The organism is Cronobacter condimenti 1330, assembly GCF_001277255.1.
GTDB lineage: Bacteria > Pseudomonadota > Gammaproteobacteria > Enterobacterales > Enterobacteriaceae > Cronobacter > Cronobacter condimenti.
In genome coordinates this window covers 1569267-1584357 of sequence record NZ_CP012264.1, presented here as the reverse complement: position 1 = coordinate 1584357, position 15091 = coordinate 1569267, and the positions used below count along the sequence as shown (strand labels likewise).

General features: G+C 57.0%; 13 protein-coding genes. 6 read left to right on the top strand and 7 right to left on the bottom strand.

What is annotated here, in order from left to right; translation table 11 throughout:
- Positions 1–139: 139 nt before the first annotated feature.
- Genes pqiC through rlmKL form a run of 5 tightly spaced genes read right to left on the bottom strand, consistent with a single transcriptional unit; the run spans position 140 to position 7643 of the window.
- On the bottom strand, positions 140–703 hold the full coding sequence (gene pqiC / locus AFK62_RS07195; RefSeq protein WP_007664745.1) for a membrane integrity-associated transporter subunit PqiC: 564 nt from the start codon (positions 701–703) through the stop codon (positions 140–142).
- Positions 700–2340 carry an intermembrane transport protein PqiB gene (gene pqiB, locus AFK62_RS07190; protein ID WP_053531810.1) on the bottom strand — a complete coding sequence of 547 codons (1641 nt, stop codon included), beginning with the start codon at positions 2338–2340 and terminating at the stop codon, positions 700–702. Before pqiB ends, pqiC begins: the two co-directional genes overlap by 4 nt.
- A complete protein-coding gene (pqiA, locus tag AFK62_RS07185; protein WP_007664741.1) occupies positions 2330–3598 on the bottom strand; it encodes a membrane integrity-associated transporter subunit PqiA in 1269 nt (422 codons plus the stop codon). The genes pqiB and pqiA overlap by 11 nt, the downstream gene beginning before the upstream one ends.
- A 16-nt stretch (positions 3599–3614) precedes the next feature.
- Positions 3615–5519 (bottom strand): ABC transporter ATP-binding protein, encoded by a 1905-nt coding sequence (locus AFK62_RS07180; RefSeq protein WP_007664739.1) that lies wholly within the window; start codon positions 5517–5519, stop codon positions 3615–3617.
- Between the two features lie 6 nt (positions 5520–5525).
- On the bottom strand, positions 5526–7643 hold the full coding sequence (gene rlmKL, locus AFK62_RS07175; protein ID WP_007664734.1) for a bifunctional 23S rRNA (guanine(2069)-N(7))-methyltransferase RlmK/23S rRNA (guanine(2445)-N(2))-methyltransferase RlmL: 2118 nt from the start codon (positions 7641–7643) through the stop codon (positions 5526–5528).
- Between the two features lie 101 nt (positions 7644–7744).
- Here rlmKL and AFK62_RS07170 point away from each other — a divergent pair, with 101 nt between their 5' ends.
- Positions 7745–8851, top strand: a complete 1107-nt coding sequence (locus tag AFK62_RS07170) for a YcbX family protein (protein WP_007664732.1) — start codon at positions 7745–7747, stop codon at positions 8849–8851.
- Here the strand turns inward: AFK62_RS07170 and zapC are convergent.
- Complete coding sequence (gene zapC, locus AFK62_RS07165; RefSeq protein WP_007664730.1) at positions 8848–9393, bottom strand: cell division protein ZapC; 546 nt, start codon at positions 9391–9393, stop codon at positions 8848–8850. The genes AFK62_RS07170 and zapC overlap by 4 nt on opposite strands.
- A gap of 166 nt (positions 9394–9559) precedes the next feature.
- Positions 9560–10570, bottom strand: a complete 1011-nt coding sequence (gene pyrD, locus AFK62_RS07160) for a quinone-dependent dihydroorotate dehydrogenase (protein ID WP_007664728.1) — start codon at positions 10568–10570, stop codon at positions 9560–9562.
- A 235-nt stretch (positions 10571–10805) separates the two neighbouring features.
- On the opposite strand from pyrD, the gene ssuE reads away from it, so the two are divergent.
- The 5 genes from ssuE to ssuB are packed head-to-tail and all read left to right on the top strand — an operon-like array spanning position 10806 to position 15064.
- Positions 10806–11393 carry an NADPH-dependent FMN reductase gene (gene ssuE, locus AFK62_RS07155; protein ID WP_032983924.1) on the top strand — a complete coding sequence of 196 codons (588 nt, stop codon included), beginning with the start codon at positions 10806–10808 and terminating at the stop codon, positions 11391–11393.
- Positions 11386–12357 carry a sulfonate ABC transporter substrate-binding protein gene (locus AFK62_RS07150; RefSeq protein WP_007664724.1) on the top strand — a complete coding sequence of 324 codons (972 nt, stop codon included), beginning with the start codon at positions 11386–11388 and terminating at the stop codon, positions 12355–12357. Before ssuE ends, AFK62_RS07150 begins: the two co-directional genes overlap by 8 nt.
- On the top strand, positions 12354–13499 hold the full coding sequence (gene ssuD, locus AFK62_RS07145; protein WP_053531809.1) for an FMNH2-dependent alkanesulfonate monooxygenase: 1146 nt from the start codon (positions 12354–12356) through the stop codon (positions 13497–13499). The genes AFK62_RS07150 and ssuD overlap by 4 nt, the downstream gene beginning before the upstream one ends.
- Before the next feature lie 9 nt (positions 13500–13508).
- Entirely contained in the window at positions 13509–14300 is a 792-nt protein-coding gene (gene ssuC / locus AFK62_RS07140) for an aliphatic sulfonate ABC transporter permease SsuC (RefSeq protein ID WP_053531808.1), read from the top strand.
- On the top strand, positions 14297–15064 hold the full coding sequence (ssuB, locus tag AFK62_RS07135; protein ID WP_007664715.1) for an aliphatic sulfonates ABC transporter ATP-binding protein: 768 nt from the start codon (positions 14297–14299) through the stop codon (positions 15062–15064). Before ssuC ends, ssuB begins: the two co-directional genes overlap by 4 nt.
- The last annotated feature ends 27 nt before the right edge of the window (positions 15065–15091 follow it).

Below are 15091 nucleotides of genomic sequence, written 5' to 3'. Positions count from 1 at the left end.
AATGTCATATTTGTGAGCTACTTTGGATAACATTTATACAAAAAACGAGGGCGCGATGAGGTTATCTGACTGGCATAAAAGAGAAAGCCGCCGCCCTCTTTAAGAAGAAGACGACGGCTTTGCGCGTCATACAATTTTTTTATGGCTGACGTGCAATCTCATCCGCAATGCTTTTCGCCTGCTGCTGCCAGGCCTGCGCCAGCGTTTTCACCATTGCGTCATAACCATCCTGCTGCTGCTTCAGCTCAGTGTAAAAAGGCCGCTTGATGAGCTGCCCGTTATGTTTGAGTAGCCACTCTCCGCTGACAATGACACGTCCGTCATAGCGTCCGTGAAAGCCCGTCACGTTGACGTTGAGCGTATCCTGTTCCGCGCCAAGGGGCTGGGCGGAAACCACCCACCCCGGCAGCGTCGCACTCAGATTTGTCACGAGCGTATTGCGCAATTGCTGATCCAGCGGGCTCGCCCATAAATTCTGGCTGGCAATCACATACTGCACATCCGTAGTCTGATAGACCACGCCATTGCCCGCCAGATAATCGGGCACTGCGACCTGCTCTATCCACAGCAGGTGCTGACTGTTCATCGGTACGTTGTGCGCCACAGGCGCTGTAGACGCCGGGAGCTGATACCAGGTCGTTTGCTCCGTGCTGCTACAGGCGCTCAGCAACGCGACGACGATTAACGGGAGCCATTTTTTCATTCTTTTGCCCTCTTCGGCTGCGGATCCTTTTTCTCTTTTGATTCGAATACCAGCGCGTTGCTCTTCTCGTTAAGCGTACGCAGCACCGGCTGAAGCTCGCGCAGCACCTGATCCAGACGCTGCATATCCGCCACCATCTTGTTATAGGCCGCAGAGCCTGGCTGGAAGCCCTGCATACTACGATTCAGTTCGCGCAGCGTTTTCTGCATATCCGCTGGCAAATCCTGCGCCGACTGACTGGAGGTCAACTGGTTCAGGTTATCAAGCGTGGTCTGCAGACGGCGCATGGTGCGCTGGCTTTCCGAAAGCGTATTAGTTGCCTGTTCAATCATTGGATTGAGCGGCAGATTATTAATCTTATCAAGCGTATCCATCAGGCGCTGCTGGATCTGAGCCAGTCCACTGCTCACGGTTGGAATGACTGGATAGCCATTAAAACTATTCATATCTTCAACCGGCGGTGCTTTCGGGTAAAAATCGAGGTCAACGAATAACTGGCCAGTTACCAGGTTGCCGGTTTTCAGTGTCGCCCGCAGGCCTCTTTTCATCAGATCATGCATATGACTGGCGATGTCCGGATCCTCGCCAATCTGATTTGCCAGACGTTCAGGTTCAATGCGCACCAGCACCGGAATACGGTAATCGGTATTCACCGCCTGACGCAGGCCCGGCACGAAGAACGGCACCTGCGCAACCGTCCCAAGACGGATGCCGCGGAATTCAACAGGCGCCCCTGGCTGTAACCCACGGATGGTATCTTTGAAGAACATCAGGTAATCGATATGTTCGGTGTAAAGCGATTCCTGGATGCTGCGCTGATCGTCATAAAGCGTAAAGGCGGTTTTCTCAGCAACCGGCTGCCCCAGCTCCCAGCCATCCGGGATATCAAAACTGACGCCGCCGCTAAAGAGTGTGCTGAGCGACCCCATCTCGACCCGCATACCGGATGAGCTGAGATCGACTGCAATCCCACTGTCTTTCCAGAAGCGTACGTTACTTGTCACCAGACGATCGTTTGGCGCGTTGATAAAGAGCTGATAGCTGATAGTGCGTTTTTGCGGGTCGAACGTACTGGTTTCAACCGAACCGACGCGATAACCACGAAACAATACGGGATCGCCTGGATTAAGCTGACCAGCTTTATTACTGTCGAGGAGCACGCGGATCCCTTTAGCATCCGGCGGTGCGAGCGGCGGCGAATCAAGCAGTTTATAGGATTCCGGCGCGCTACCTTTTGAGCCTGGTTGCAACTCAATGTAGGAGCCAGAAAGCAGCGTATTCAGGCCTGTCACCCCTTCACGGCCGATTTGTGGCTTCACCACCCAGAAGACGGAATCTTCATAGAGCAGTTTTTCCATGCCAGGGTTCATGCGTGCTTTGATCTCAACGTGATGCAGATCGTCTGTTAACACGGCGCTTTCCACTACACCGACATCCACGCTGCGGCTTTTGATGGTGGTCTTGCCCCCCTCAATACCTTCCGCATTCGTGGTCATCAGCGTCACGACCGGCCCCTGGTGACTGTAGTGATAAAACAGGATCCAGGCGCCGATAAGCGCGGTAATAATCGGGAAGATCCAGACTGGCGACCAGTTTTTCACCTTCTTAATCTTCGCTTCCCCGCGTTTATTTTCCATGTTCGGGTAACTCCTCATAACTTGAATCAGGCTCGCGGTCCCACGAGAGACGCGGGTCGAAGGTCATTGCGGCGAACATGGTGATTATCACCACCATAGCAAACATCACCGCGCCCCAGGCCGGGTAAATATTCATCAGCGCGCCCATGCGCACCAGCGCAGACAGCACCGCAATCACAAAGACATCGATCATCGACCAGCGGCCAACGAACTCCACCACCTCATACATCAGATGCATACGCTCGCGCTCCTGGCGACCGTAGCCTTTGGCATCAAGGCATAGCCAGCCAAGCGCTATCATTTTTAGCGTCGGCACCATAATACTGGCGATGAAAATCACCAGCGCGACCGGATAAGACCCCTCATTCCAGATAAGGATCACGCCTGCGATAATCGTGGACGGCATTCTGTCGCCCAGCAAATCGGTGATCATAATAGGCAGCAGGTTGGCAGGCAGATAGAGCATGATGGCGCAAACCAACAGTGCGACTGTCCACTGAAGGCTATTTTTGCGTCGGACATACCCATGCGTATGGCATCGCGGGCAGCGGCCTTCAGTGCCTGGCAGAATAGCCGTGCAGCACGGGCACGCGCGCAATCCCTGACGAATGCCCGACATACCCACTTTCATCGGCTGGGCGAGCTGCGGCATAGGCGCGATATCGTCCCAGAGCCAGCGGCGGTCCACGCACTGAAACGCCCGCAGCTGAAGCAGGCAAAACAGGCACCACGGGATAAAGCTGCTGCCAATGCCGATATCGCCATAGGCGATCAGTTTCACAAAACTGACTAACACGCCCGCGAGGAAAATCTCCGCCATACCCCAGGCGCGTAGCTGGAAGAGGACACGCGCCATGGCGAGTTTGAGCCGCGGCGACAGCGTAATGCGATTAACGAGCAAAATAATAGTGACAAGACAAAACGCTGGCACAAACTGAACAAAGAGCATGAACAGGGTGCCGAGGCTGCCGTAGTTTTCACTGAACAGGACGCGGGGGATTTCAAGCAGCGTCACTTCGCTACTGACACCCGCCGCTTCCATATTGACGAACGGAAAGAGATTCGAGAGTAACAGCATGAACAGCGCCGCCAGCGCATAGGCGGTAGGCCGCTGACGCGGTGCGGCCCATTCGACGGTCAGCGTCGTGTCACAGCGGGGACATTGCGCCTTTTCCCCCGGCGCGAGCGCCGGGAGCTTAACCAGAAGGTCGCATTGCGGGCAGAGCATATGCTCGCTCGCGTGATGACGTTCATGCATGCGGGTTCCTGAATAATCAGCCGTTTTTGAGAGACTCAAGATACTCCCAGCGCTCGAACGCTTCTTCCAGCGCGGCTTCAGCGGCGCTGAGCTGCGCCAGCACGTCCTGTGTCACGTCATGAGGCTGGTTAAAGAACGCCGCGTCGCTGACTTTCGTCTGTAACGCTTCAAGCTCTGCCTCCAGCGTTTCAAGCCGGGCGGGGAGCTGCTCCAGTTCGCGCTGCAAGTTATAGCTTAGTTTGTTGCTGCCTCGTTTGACAGTTTCTGCCTTCGCGTCCGCGACGGCCTCCGCCTTTTTGGCGGTGGATTGCAGCACAGCGCGCGATGAGGCCTGCTGACCGCGAGCATCATGATAACCGCCGACATACCGGCCGATCCGCCCTTCGCCTTCAAAAATCCAGCATTCGGTCACGGTGTTATCTACAAACTGACGGTCGTGGCTCACCAGCAGTACAGTGCCCTGATAGCTGTCGATGAGCTCTTCCAGCAGCTCTAGCGTTTCTACGTCAAGGTCATTGGTCGGTTCATCGAGGATCAGCAGGTTGCTGGGCTTAAGGAACAACCGTGCCAGCAGCAGACGGTTACGTTCACCGCCGGAGAGCGCACGCACTGGCGTCATGGCGCGTTTTGGATGGAACAGGAAGTCCTGCAGGTAACCCAGCACATGGCGCGGCTTGCCGTTCACCATCACTTCCTGTTTACCTTCGGCGAGGTTATCCATCACCGTGCGTTCCGGATCCAGCTCTGCGCGGTGCTGGTCGAAATACGCCACCTCAAGCTTGGTGCCGCAATGTACGCGCCCGCTGTCAGCCTTAAGCTGGCCGAGCATGAGTTTGAGCAGCGTCGTTTTACCGCAGCCGTTTGGCCCCACCAGCGCGATTTTATCGCCGCGCTGCACCTGTGCAGAGAAATCCTTAACCAGCACTTTATCGCCGAGACGATAATTCACATCCTCAAGCTCAAAGACAATTTTGCCGGAGCGGGTCGCCTCTTCTACCTGCATCTTCGCGCTGCCCATCACTTCACGGCGCTCGCCACGCTCGCGGCGCATCGCCTTAAGCGCACGTACGCGGCCTTCGTTACGGGTGCGGCGCGCCTTAATCCCCTGACGGATCCACACTTCTTCCTGCGCAAGCTTGCGGTCGAACTCGGCATTCTGTAGCTCTTCGACGCGCAGCGCCTCTTCCTTTGCGAGCAGATATTTATCGTAATCGCCAGGGTAAGAAACCAGTTTACCGCGATCGAGATCGACGATGCGGGTCGCCATATTGCGAATAAAGGAACGGTCATGCGAAATAAACACGATGCTGCCGGAGAACGATTTAAGGAACGTTTCCAGCCAGTCGATCGTTTCGATATCCAGATGGTTGGTTGGTTCATCAAGCAACAGCACGCGCGGCGCGCTCACCAGCGCGCGGCCCAGCGCGGCTTTACGCAGCCAGCCGCCGGAAAGGGACGCGAGCGGCGTATCAGCGTCCAGCTCCAGTTGCGCCAGTACTTCCGTGATGCGGTTTTCCAGCTGCCACAGATCATGATGCTCCAGCATCTCCTGCACCTGCGCCAGCTCTGAGAGGTTTTTATCGCTCGGGTCGGTCATCACCAGATGGGAAATCTGATGGTAGCGCTTGAGGTATTCAGCCTGCTCGGCCACGCCTTCCGCGACGAAGTCATAGACGCTACCTGCAACGTTACGCGGCGGATCCTGCTGCAGACGCGCCACGACCAGATCCTGCTCATAGATCAGGCGACCGTCATCCAGAGGCAGTTCGTGATTGAGAATTTTCATCAGGGTCGATTTACCCGCCCCGTTGCGACCAACCAGGCACACACGCTCATTTTCTTCGATATGCAGTTCGGCATTATCGAGCAGAGGCGCGTCGCTAAAAGAGAGCCAGGCGCCATGCATACTGATTAACGACATAATTCTTTAGTCCTTGGTCTGGTGGGTTACGAGCCAGCAGTTATGGATCTGGCGGTTGCGCGCGAAGTCCTGAGAGAGCGTTTTTTGTGTGATGTCTTGCGCTTTCAGGCCCAGGGCGGCAAGCCCTTCGTGATCCATACGGAACCCACGCTTGTTGTTGGAAAACATAATCGTCCCGTCGCGACGCAACAGGCGTTTAAGATCTTTCATCAGACGCAGATGATCGCGCTGCACGTCGAAGGTCTCTTCCATACGTTTGGAGTTTGAGAACGTCGGCGGATCGATAAAGATCAAATCAAACTGTTCGTCGCTTTCGCTAAGCCAGTTCAGACAGTCTGCCTGAATCAGGCGATGCGCACGGCCGCTCAGACCGTTAAGGCGCAGGTTACGTTCAGCCCACTCCAGATAAGTGCGAGACATATCCACCGTTGTGGTGGAGCGCGCGCCGCCCAAGCCGGCATGAACGCTGGCGCTGCCGGTGTACGAGAAGAGGTTAAGGAAATCTTTACCTTTGCTCATCTGGCCCAGCATACGACGCGCGATGCGGTGGTCGAGAAACAGTCCGGTGTCGAGATAATCCGTCAGGTTAACCAGCAGGCGTGCGTTAAATTCCTGCACTTCCATGAACTCGCCCTTCTGGGCCAGTTTCTCGTACTGATTTTTGCCTTTCTGGCGCTCGCGGGTTTTCAGCACCAGCTTATTAGGCGCAAGCCCCAGCACTGAAAGCGTGGCGGCGATAACGTCAAACAGACGCTGGCGCGCTTTTTCCGGCTCAATGGTCTTCGGCGGCGCATATTCCTGAATGACTACCCACTCTGCGTAGCGGTCTACTGCGACGTTATAGTCCGGCAGGTCGGCATCATACAGGCGATAGCAGGCAATCCCTTCCTGTTTGGCCCACTTCTCCAGCTTCTTCAGATTTTTACGCAGGCGGTTAGCGTAATCCTCTGCAATTTGGGCGGGTGCTGCGCCCGGCTGAGTCGGGGCCAGGCGGTAGTTCTTCTGCACGCAATCGAGCGGGCCGTTTTTCGCTTTGAACTGACGATCGGCACGCAATTGCAGACAGCTTAGCAGTTCCGGCGAAGCGCTAAACAGCGACAGATTCCAGCCGCCGAACTGGTTTTTCATAATACGACCGAGCAGGCTGTGCAGCGCAATCAGCGCCGGTTCGCTCTCCAGACGCTCGCCATACGGCGGGTTACTGATGACGGTACCACCAGGCCCTTCCGGCAGCGGATTGGTCAGGTGGGCCACATCCTGCGCCGTAAACGTAATAATGTCGGCAAGACCTGCGCGACGGGCGTTTGTGCGGGCGCGCTCAATCACGCGCGGATCGTTATCAGAGCCGTAAAAGCGGGTGGCGTAATCGGCAAGACCGCGACGTGCGCGAACCTGCGCCTCGGTTTTCACTTCTTTCCAGACGCTCTCATCATGCTGGGCCCAGCCGTAAAAACCCCAGTGGGTGCGATGCAGGCCTGGTGCGCGATCGGTTGCGATCATCGCCGCTTCAATGAGGAGCGTGCCGGAGCCGCACATCGGATCCAGCAGCGGCGTGCCAGGTTCCCAACCAGAGCGCATCACAATCGCCGCCGCCAGGTTTTCTTTAATTGGCGCCTGTCCGGTGCGATCGCGGTAGCCGCGCTGGTGCAAGCCTTCGCCGCTAAGGTCGATGGCAATACTGGCGGTATCTTTATTCAGCCAGACGTTAATGCGCAGATCCGGCTGCTCGCGGTCAACGCTCGGGCGCGGCAGGTTTTTACGGGTGAACGCGTCGACGATAGCGTCTTTGACCTTCATCGCGCCGTACTGGCTGTTGCGAATAGTGTCGTTAAGGCCGCTGAAATGAACCGCGAATGTGGCGTCAGGCGCGAAAATGCTCGTCCAGTCGATAGCCTGAACGCCCAGATAGAGATCCAGATCGCTGTAAACCCCGCATTCGCCAAGCGGCAGCAGGATACGTGACGCCAGGCGACTCCACATCAGGCTTTGATAAACCAGAGCCGCATCGCCCTGAAAATGCACGCCACCCTGAACAACCTGGCACTCTTGCGCGCCCAGGTTTTCCAGTTCAGTTTTTAACAGCTCTTCGAGCCCACGCGCCGTACTGGCAAACAAAGCTTTCATATCGTCACTTCAGTAAAAAGAAAATTGTGGCGCATTATAGCCAATCCGCCACGCATGTCATAAAGTTGCCCTTCTATTTCTTAGCCGGGAGGGCGCACGCCATGGTTTTATCGCAGCTTTTTATTCATCCGGTGAAATCAATGCGTGGGTTGCAGGTCTCTCACGCGCTGGCAGACGTCAGCGGCCTGGCAGGTGACCGCGCCTTCATGGTGACGGAAACCGATGGCACCTTTATTACCGCACGTCAGCATCCGCAGATGGTGCTCTTTACGCCTGCCCTGTTACCGGAAGGTCTGCACCTTACCGCACCGGATGGCAGCAGCGCCGCCATTCGTTTCGTCGATTTTCAGCCCACTCCCGCGCCGACTGAAGTCTGGGGAAATCATTTTACGGCACGCATTGCGCCGCCCGAAATTAACCAGTGGCTGAGCACTTTTTTTAGTCGTGACGTGCAGTTGCGCTGGGTGGGGCCGTCGCTTACGCGCCGCGTAAAACACCATCCTGGCGTGCCGCTCGGTTTCGCTGACGGTTTTCCTTATTTACTGGCCAACGAGGCTTCCCTGCGTGATCTGCAAAAGCGCTGCCCCGCAGGCGTTGCCATGAATCAGTTTCGCCCTAATCTGGTTGTCACCGGCGTTGAGGCCTGGGCGGAAGATACCTGGAAAGTTATCCGCATCGGCGAGGTGATCTTTGATGTTGCCAAGCCGTGCAGCCGCTGCATTTTCACAACGGTCAGCCCCGAGCGCGGACGCAAACACCCCAGCGGCGAGCCGCTGGCGACGCTGCAAAAATTCCGTACAGCGCTTGATAACGGCGACGTTGATTTCGGCCAGAACCTGATTGCGCGTAACAGTGGCGTCATCCGCGCGGGCGATCGCGTTGAAGTGCTGGCGACAGGCCCGGCGCGTCTCTACGGCGCAGGCGTGGTCGAAGAGCGCGCAGCGCCCGCCGCCACGCTCGCCGCGCAGGTCGCTATTGAATGGGAAGGAAAACCGTTTATTGGCAACAACCAGCAGGTCGTACTGGAGCAGCTTGAACAACAAGGCATTCGTATACCGTATTCCTGCCGCGCCGGTATTTGCGGCAGTTGCCGCGTGACGTTACTGGAAGGTGAAGTGACGCCGCTTAAGAAAAGCGCGCTGGGCGATGACGGGACGTTTTTAAGCTGTAGCTGCGTACCGGCGGGTGCGGTGAGGCTCGCCCGTTAAACGGCCTGATCAAGGCTCAGCTGCGGCGCGCACGCCAGCGGTTTGAGCCTGTCATTCATAATCTTTATAGCATCCCCTAACTGCATCGCGCGTCCCGCGAGCGTTAACGATGGCTGCGCCAGCAGGCACAACGTTGCGTTATCGCCAGGTTCCACCACCAGCAAACTGACAGCTTCGCCGCTGTCGCTAAGCCACACACAGGCGGCATCGCCACAGCCAGGCAACCATTCAGCCTCTTCGTGGGCTAAAAAGTGCCAGCTTTTCGGCATCTGGGGTTTGAGAAAACGGATAGCAACGAGCGCATTGAGCACCAGTTCAGCGCGCTGCTCGGCGGAGAGAGGAAGGTCACGGCATTTTTCGTCGAAGGAAAACCAGAGGGCAGCGTCATCGACGCAGAATCCAGCAGGGTCGAACGCATCAGGCGTCAACATTTTGCGTGCGAAACGCGAGCGAAACAGCATGCCGTTGGCGAGATCGAGCATCATTCGGTCGTGCTCTTCATCATAATACCATCGCCAGTTATCATCCGGCTTTATACGCATTGTTATCCCCCTACCGCTCTGAAACTCAAAAATATTTCCCTTATTTTGCCGCTTCGTTTATTCCCTCATTAATCTAAGACTATGACGTTTAAATTAGCAACAACCGCGGAATATAAAACAACCAGGGCTGAAAATAAAGCCCTGGTGCTCTTAGATAAGGAAATGCTTAAAGATGGGTCACAATTTCTTTAACGAGCGGGGGGCCTTTGAAAATAAAGCCGGAATAGATCTGAATAAGCGAAGCGCCAGCGGCCATTTTTTCGCGCGCGGCGATGACAGAATCAATGCCCCCCACACCGATAATCGGCAGGCGGCCTTTTAATTCCTGGCTTAAAAGTCGAATGATTTCCGTACTTTTTAATTGCAACGGACGCCCGCTTAAACCACCGGTTTCATCGCAATGTTTCATGCCCTGTACCAGGCTGCGATCGAGCGTGGTATTGGTCGCAATAACGCCATCAATGTGATGACGTACCAGACTGTCGGCAACCTGGATCAATTCATCGACAGAAAGATCGGGCGCGATCTTCACCGCCACAGGGACATATTTATGATGCTTTTGAGCAAGGATCTGTTGCTGATTTTTAATCGCAGCGAGAAGATCATCCAGTGCTTCGCCATATTGCAGTGAGCGCAAACCTGGCGTATTTGGTGAAGAGATATTAATCGCGATATAACCGGCGTAAGGAAAAACCTTTTCCATACAGATCAGATAGTCATCCTTTCCCTGCTCGACCGGCGTATCTTTATTTTTGCCGATATTAATGCCGAGCACGCCGTCAAAATGCGCTTTTTTGACGTTCTCAACCAGGTTATCCACGCCGAGGTTATTAAAGCCCATACGGTTAATTAGCCCCTCCGCCGCTACCAGGCGGAACAGCCGCGGCTTGTCGTTGCCAGGCTGCGGGCGCGGCGTCACGGTGCCGATTTCAAGGGAGCCGAAACCCAGCGCGCCAAGCGCGTCGATGCATTCCCCATTCTTGTCGAGGCCCGCAGCAAGACCCAGCGGATTTTTAAATGTCAGTCCCATGCAGGTGACCGGTTTGGACGGCACTTTCTGGCGCAGCAGCGCCTCAAGCGGCGTACCGGTGACGCGGCGCATTTGCTGGAAGGTAAATTCGTGAGCGCGCTCTGGGTCGAGCTGGAAAAGGGCTTTTCGAACGAAGGGGTAGTACATGAACTCTCCTGGATTCCCGGTGTGCAAACCGGGGCGCTATTATCTGCGATCCGCTTCACAAAGGGAATTGACCTGCGGCAAAAAAGCGCCGTTGAACGCAAACGTTTTCTTTTTTAACCACGATTATGCGATTTCCGGCAAAGCATCCCCGAAATTTTTAGTTTCTCCCCCCGCCTCCCTCTGCCACTATCTCGTCATATTGTTATTAATGTTAAATATAAACAAACTTTTGGTTATAAGGAGGTGGTATGCAGTTATTACTCTGGCGGGAAGCCCGCGCTTCCCGTCGCGATCCAGCGCCCTGCTTTCCTGGCTTGCTAATGAACTGACCCGGCTCGACGTGGAGGTTTGCCACTGGCATATCCACAATTTCGCCGCCGAAGATTTGCTCTATGCCCGTTTCGACAGTCCGGCGCTATTGACCCTGATTGAGCAGCTCCAGCAGGCGGATGGCGTCATTATTGCCACGCCGGTTTACAAAGCCTCGTTTTCTGGCGCGCTGAAAACGCTGCTTGATCTTCTGCCTGAACGGGCGCTTGAGAAAAAAGTCGTGCTGCCGCTCGCAACAGGCGGATCGGTCGGGCATTTACTGGCGCTCGATTACGCCCTCAAGCCTGTGCTCAATGCGCTGAAAGCGCAGGAGATCCTCCACGGCGTCTTCGCCGACGATAGCCAGGTGCTTGATTACCACCATCAGCCGCGCTTTTCGCCGCTGCTGCAAACCCGTCTCGATGACGCACTGGAAAGTTTCTGGCAGGCCCTGACGCGCCGCCATCTGGCGACCCCTGCGCCACATTTCACAAGGAGAACGTTACATGCTTAATTTTTTGCGCCGTCACGCCGTGACGCTACTGGCCGCAGGCCTGACACTCTTTGTCACCGCCGCGCAGGCCGCCCCGCCGCAGCCGGAGGCCTTACGCATCGGCTATCAGAAAGGCTCAGTGAGCATGGTGCTCGCCAAAAGCCACCAGTTGCTGGAGAAACGCTATCCGAACACGCGCATCAGTTGGGTGGAATTCCCGGCAGGCCCACAACTGCTGGAAGCGCTCAATGTAGGCAGCATTGATCTTGGCAGCACCGGTGATATCCCGCCTATTTTCGCCCAGGCGGCAGGCGCGGATCTGGTCTACATCGGCAGCGAGCCGCCGAAGCCTAAAGCAGAAGTGCTGCTGGTAGCAGAGAACAGCCCGATCAAAACGGTGGCCGATCTCAAAGGCCATAAGGTGGCGTTTCAGAAAGGCTCCAGCTCCCACAACTTACTGCTGCGTGCGTTGCAAAAAGCCGGGCTGAGCTTCAGCGATATTCAGCCCGTATACCTGACCCCGGCCGATGCGCGCGCCGCGTTCACGCAGGGCAATGTCGATGCCTGGGCTATCTGGGATCCGTACTACTCTGCCGCGCTTCGTCAGGGTGGCGTGCGTGTGCTGACCGATGGCACCGATCTCAATCTCACTGGTTCGTTCTATCTTGCCGCACGCCCTTATGCGCAGAAGTATGGGCAATTTCTGACAGGCGTACTGGACAGCTTCAGCGAAGCGGACGCCCTGACGCGCAGCCAGCGCGCCGCGAGCGTCACACTCTTTGCCAAAAGCATTGGTCTGCCGGAGCCGGTTATTGCGCTCTATTTTGATCACCGGCCGCCGACCCGTATTACGCCTGTTAATGAAGAGACGGCCGTGCGCCAGCAACACACCGCCGATCTGTTTTACGACAACCATTTAGTCCCTAAAAAAGTCGACATCCGCAGCCGCATCTGGGCGGGCGCAACCGAAGGAGAGAAATCATGAGTCTGAATCTGTTCTGGTTTTTACCGACCCACGGCGATGGGCATTATCTCGGCAGCGATGCGGGCGCTCGTCCGGTGGACCACGGCTATTTACAGCAGATAGCCCAGGCCGCGGACCGTCTGGGATTCACCGGCGTGCTGATCCCAACCGGACGCTCCTGCGAGGACGCCTGGCTGGTCGCCGCCTCGATGATTCCGGTGACGCAGCGACTGAAGTTTCTGGTGGCCCTGCGCCCGTCGGTCGTCTCACCGACCGTGGCAGCGCGCCAGGCCGCAACGCTCGACCGGCTTTCCAATGGCCGTGCCCTGTTTAACCTGGTGACAGGCAGCGATCCGCAGGAGCTGGCGGGCGATGGCGTTTTCCTCGATCACACTGCGCGCTATGAGGCTTCAGCCGAATTTACCCGTGTCTGGCGACGCCTGCTGGAAGGCGAGAAAGTCGATTTTGATGGCAAGCATATTAAGGTGCGTGGTGCCCAGTTGCTTTTCCCGCCAGTACAGCAGCCGCGCCCGCCACTCTATTTCGGCGGATCGTCTGATGTCGCGCAGGATCTCGCTGCCGAGCAGGTAGATCTCTATCTCACCTGGGGCGAGCCGCCTGAACTCGTGAAAGAAAAAATCGCCCAGGTTCGCGCCAAAGCGGCGGCGCACGGACGTACGGTGCGCTTTGGCATCCGTCTGCATGTGATTGTCCGCGAAACGAATGACGAGGCGTGGCAGGCCGCCGACCGGCTGATTGCGCATCTGGATGACGAGACGATAGCGAAAGCCCAGACGGCGTTTGCGCGTCAGGATTCGGTCGGCCAGCAGCGCATGGCAGCGCTGCACGGCGGGCGTCGCGACCAGCTTGAAATTAGCCCTAACCTTTGGGCGGGCGTGGGCCTGGTACGCGGCGGCGCGGGAACGGCGCTGGTGGGCGATGGCCCAACGGTGGCGGCGCGGATCAATGAATACGCGGCACTCGGCATCGACAGCTTTATTCTCTCCGGCTATCCGCATCTTGAAGAGGCGTACCGGGTGGGCGAGCTGCTGTTCCCGCATCTGGACGTCACCATCCCCGAAGTGCCCCAGCCGCGTACGCTCGCGGCGCAGGGCGAGGCGGTGGCCAACGAATTTATTCCGCGCCGCGTGGCGCAGAGTTAAGGAGGCCACATGGCAAGCGCTTCGCAAAAATGGCTCGAGCGCGCCGCGCCGTGGGTGGTGCCAGTGGGCGTAATAGCCTTCTGGCAGCTCGCCTCACAAACGGGCTGGCTCTCAACACGCATCCTGACGTCGCCACAGAGCGTGGTGGAAACCTTCTGGCGGCTGATGGCAAGCGGCGAGCTCTGGCAACATCTGGCTATCAGCAGCTGGCGCGCAATGGTGGGCTTTACCATCGGCGGGCTGATTGGGCTCACGCTTGGGCTTATCAGCGGCCTGTCGCGCTGGGGCGAGCGGCTGCTCGACAGCTCGATTCAAATGCTGCGCAACGTGCCGCATCTGGCGCTGATCCCGCTGGTGATTCTGTGGTTCGGCATTGATGAGAGCGCCAAAATTTTTCTGGTGGCGCTCGGCACGCTGTTTCCCATTTATATCAATACCTGGCATGGCATACGTAATATCGACAGCGGCCTGCTGGAGATGGCGCGTAGTTATGGACTGTCAGGCTTTAGCCTTTTCCGGCAGGTCATTCTGCCAGGCGCCCTGCCCTCCATTATGGTTGGCGTGCGCTTTGCACTCGGGTTGATGTGGCTGACGCTTATCGTCGCAGAAACGATTTCAGCGAACTCGGGCATCGGCTATCTCGCAATGAACGCGCGCGAATTTTTGCAAACTGATGTCGTCGTGGTGGCAATTATTCTCTACGCCCTGCTTGGCAAGCTGGCGGACCTCAGCGCCCGGGCGCTGGAACGCCTCTGGCTGCGCTGGCACCCCGCTTACCAGTTAAAGGAGGCGAACGCATGACTACCGCACGACTTAACCAGGGCACACCGCTGCTGCTGGAAGGCATCAGCAAACGCTACGGCGCCAAAACTATTCTCAACGGGCTGAACCTGCATATTCCCGCCGGACAATTTGTCGCGGTAGTCGGGCGCAGCGGCGGTGGAAAAAGCACGCTGTTGCGGCTGCTGGCCGGGCTTGAGGCCCCAAACGAGGGCGAGTTGAGCGCTGGCAACGCGCCGCTTGCCGACGCCCGGGAGGATACCCGCATGATGTTTCAGGATGCGCGCCTGCTGCCCTGGAAAACGGTCCTCGAAAACGTGGGGCTGGGCCTTAAAGGTCGCTGGCAGCCGGCGGCACGGCAGGTGCTGGACGAAGTGGGACTTGGCGACCGTGCGGGCGACTGGCCTGCAGCGCTTTCGGGCGGACAGAAACAACGCGTGGCGCTGGCGCGCGCGCTGATTCATCGTCCGGGGTTGCTGCTGCTTGATGAACCGCTCGGGGCGCTGGACGCGCTGACACGTCTTGAGATGCAGGATTTGATTGTATCGCTGTGGCGCGAACACGGGTTTACGGTGCTGCTGGTGACGCACGATGTGAGCGAAGCAGTGGCGATGGCAGAGCGGGTGTTATTGATTGAAGACGGAAAAACTGGCTTTGACCTGACCGTCGATTTACCGCACCCGCGCCGTCACGGCACGCCGCATCTTGCAGAGCTTGAAGCCGAGGTGTTGAACCGTGTGATGCGTAAAACGCCTGCGCCCGTACGGGCAGTAAAGGTGGGGTGACCAGAAAAAGGCGGGTGCGTTGTGCAC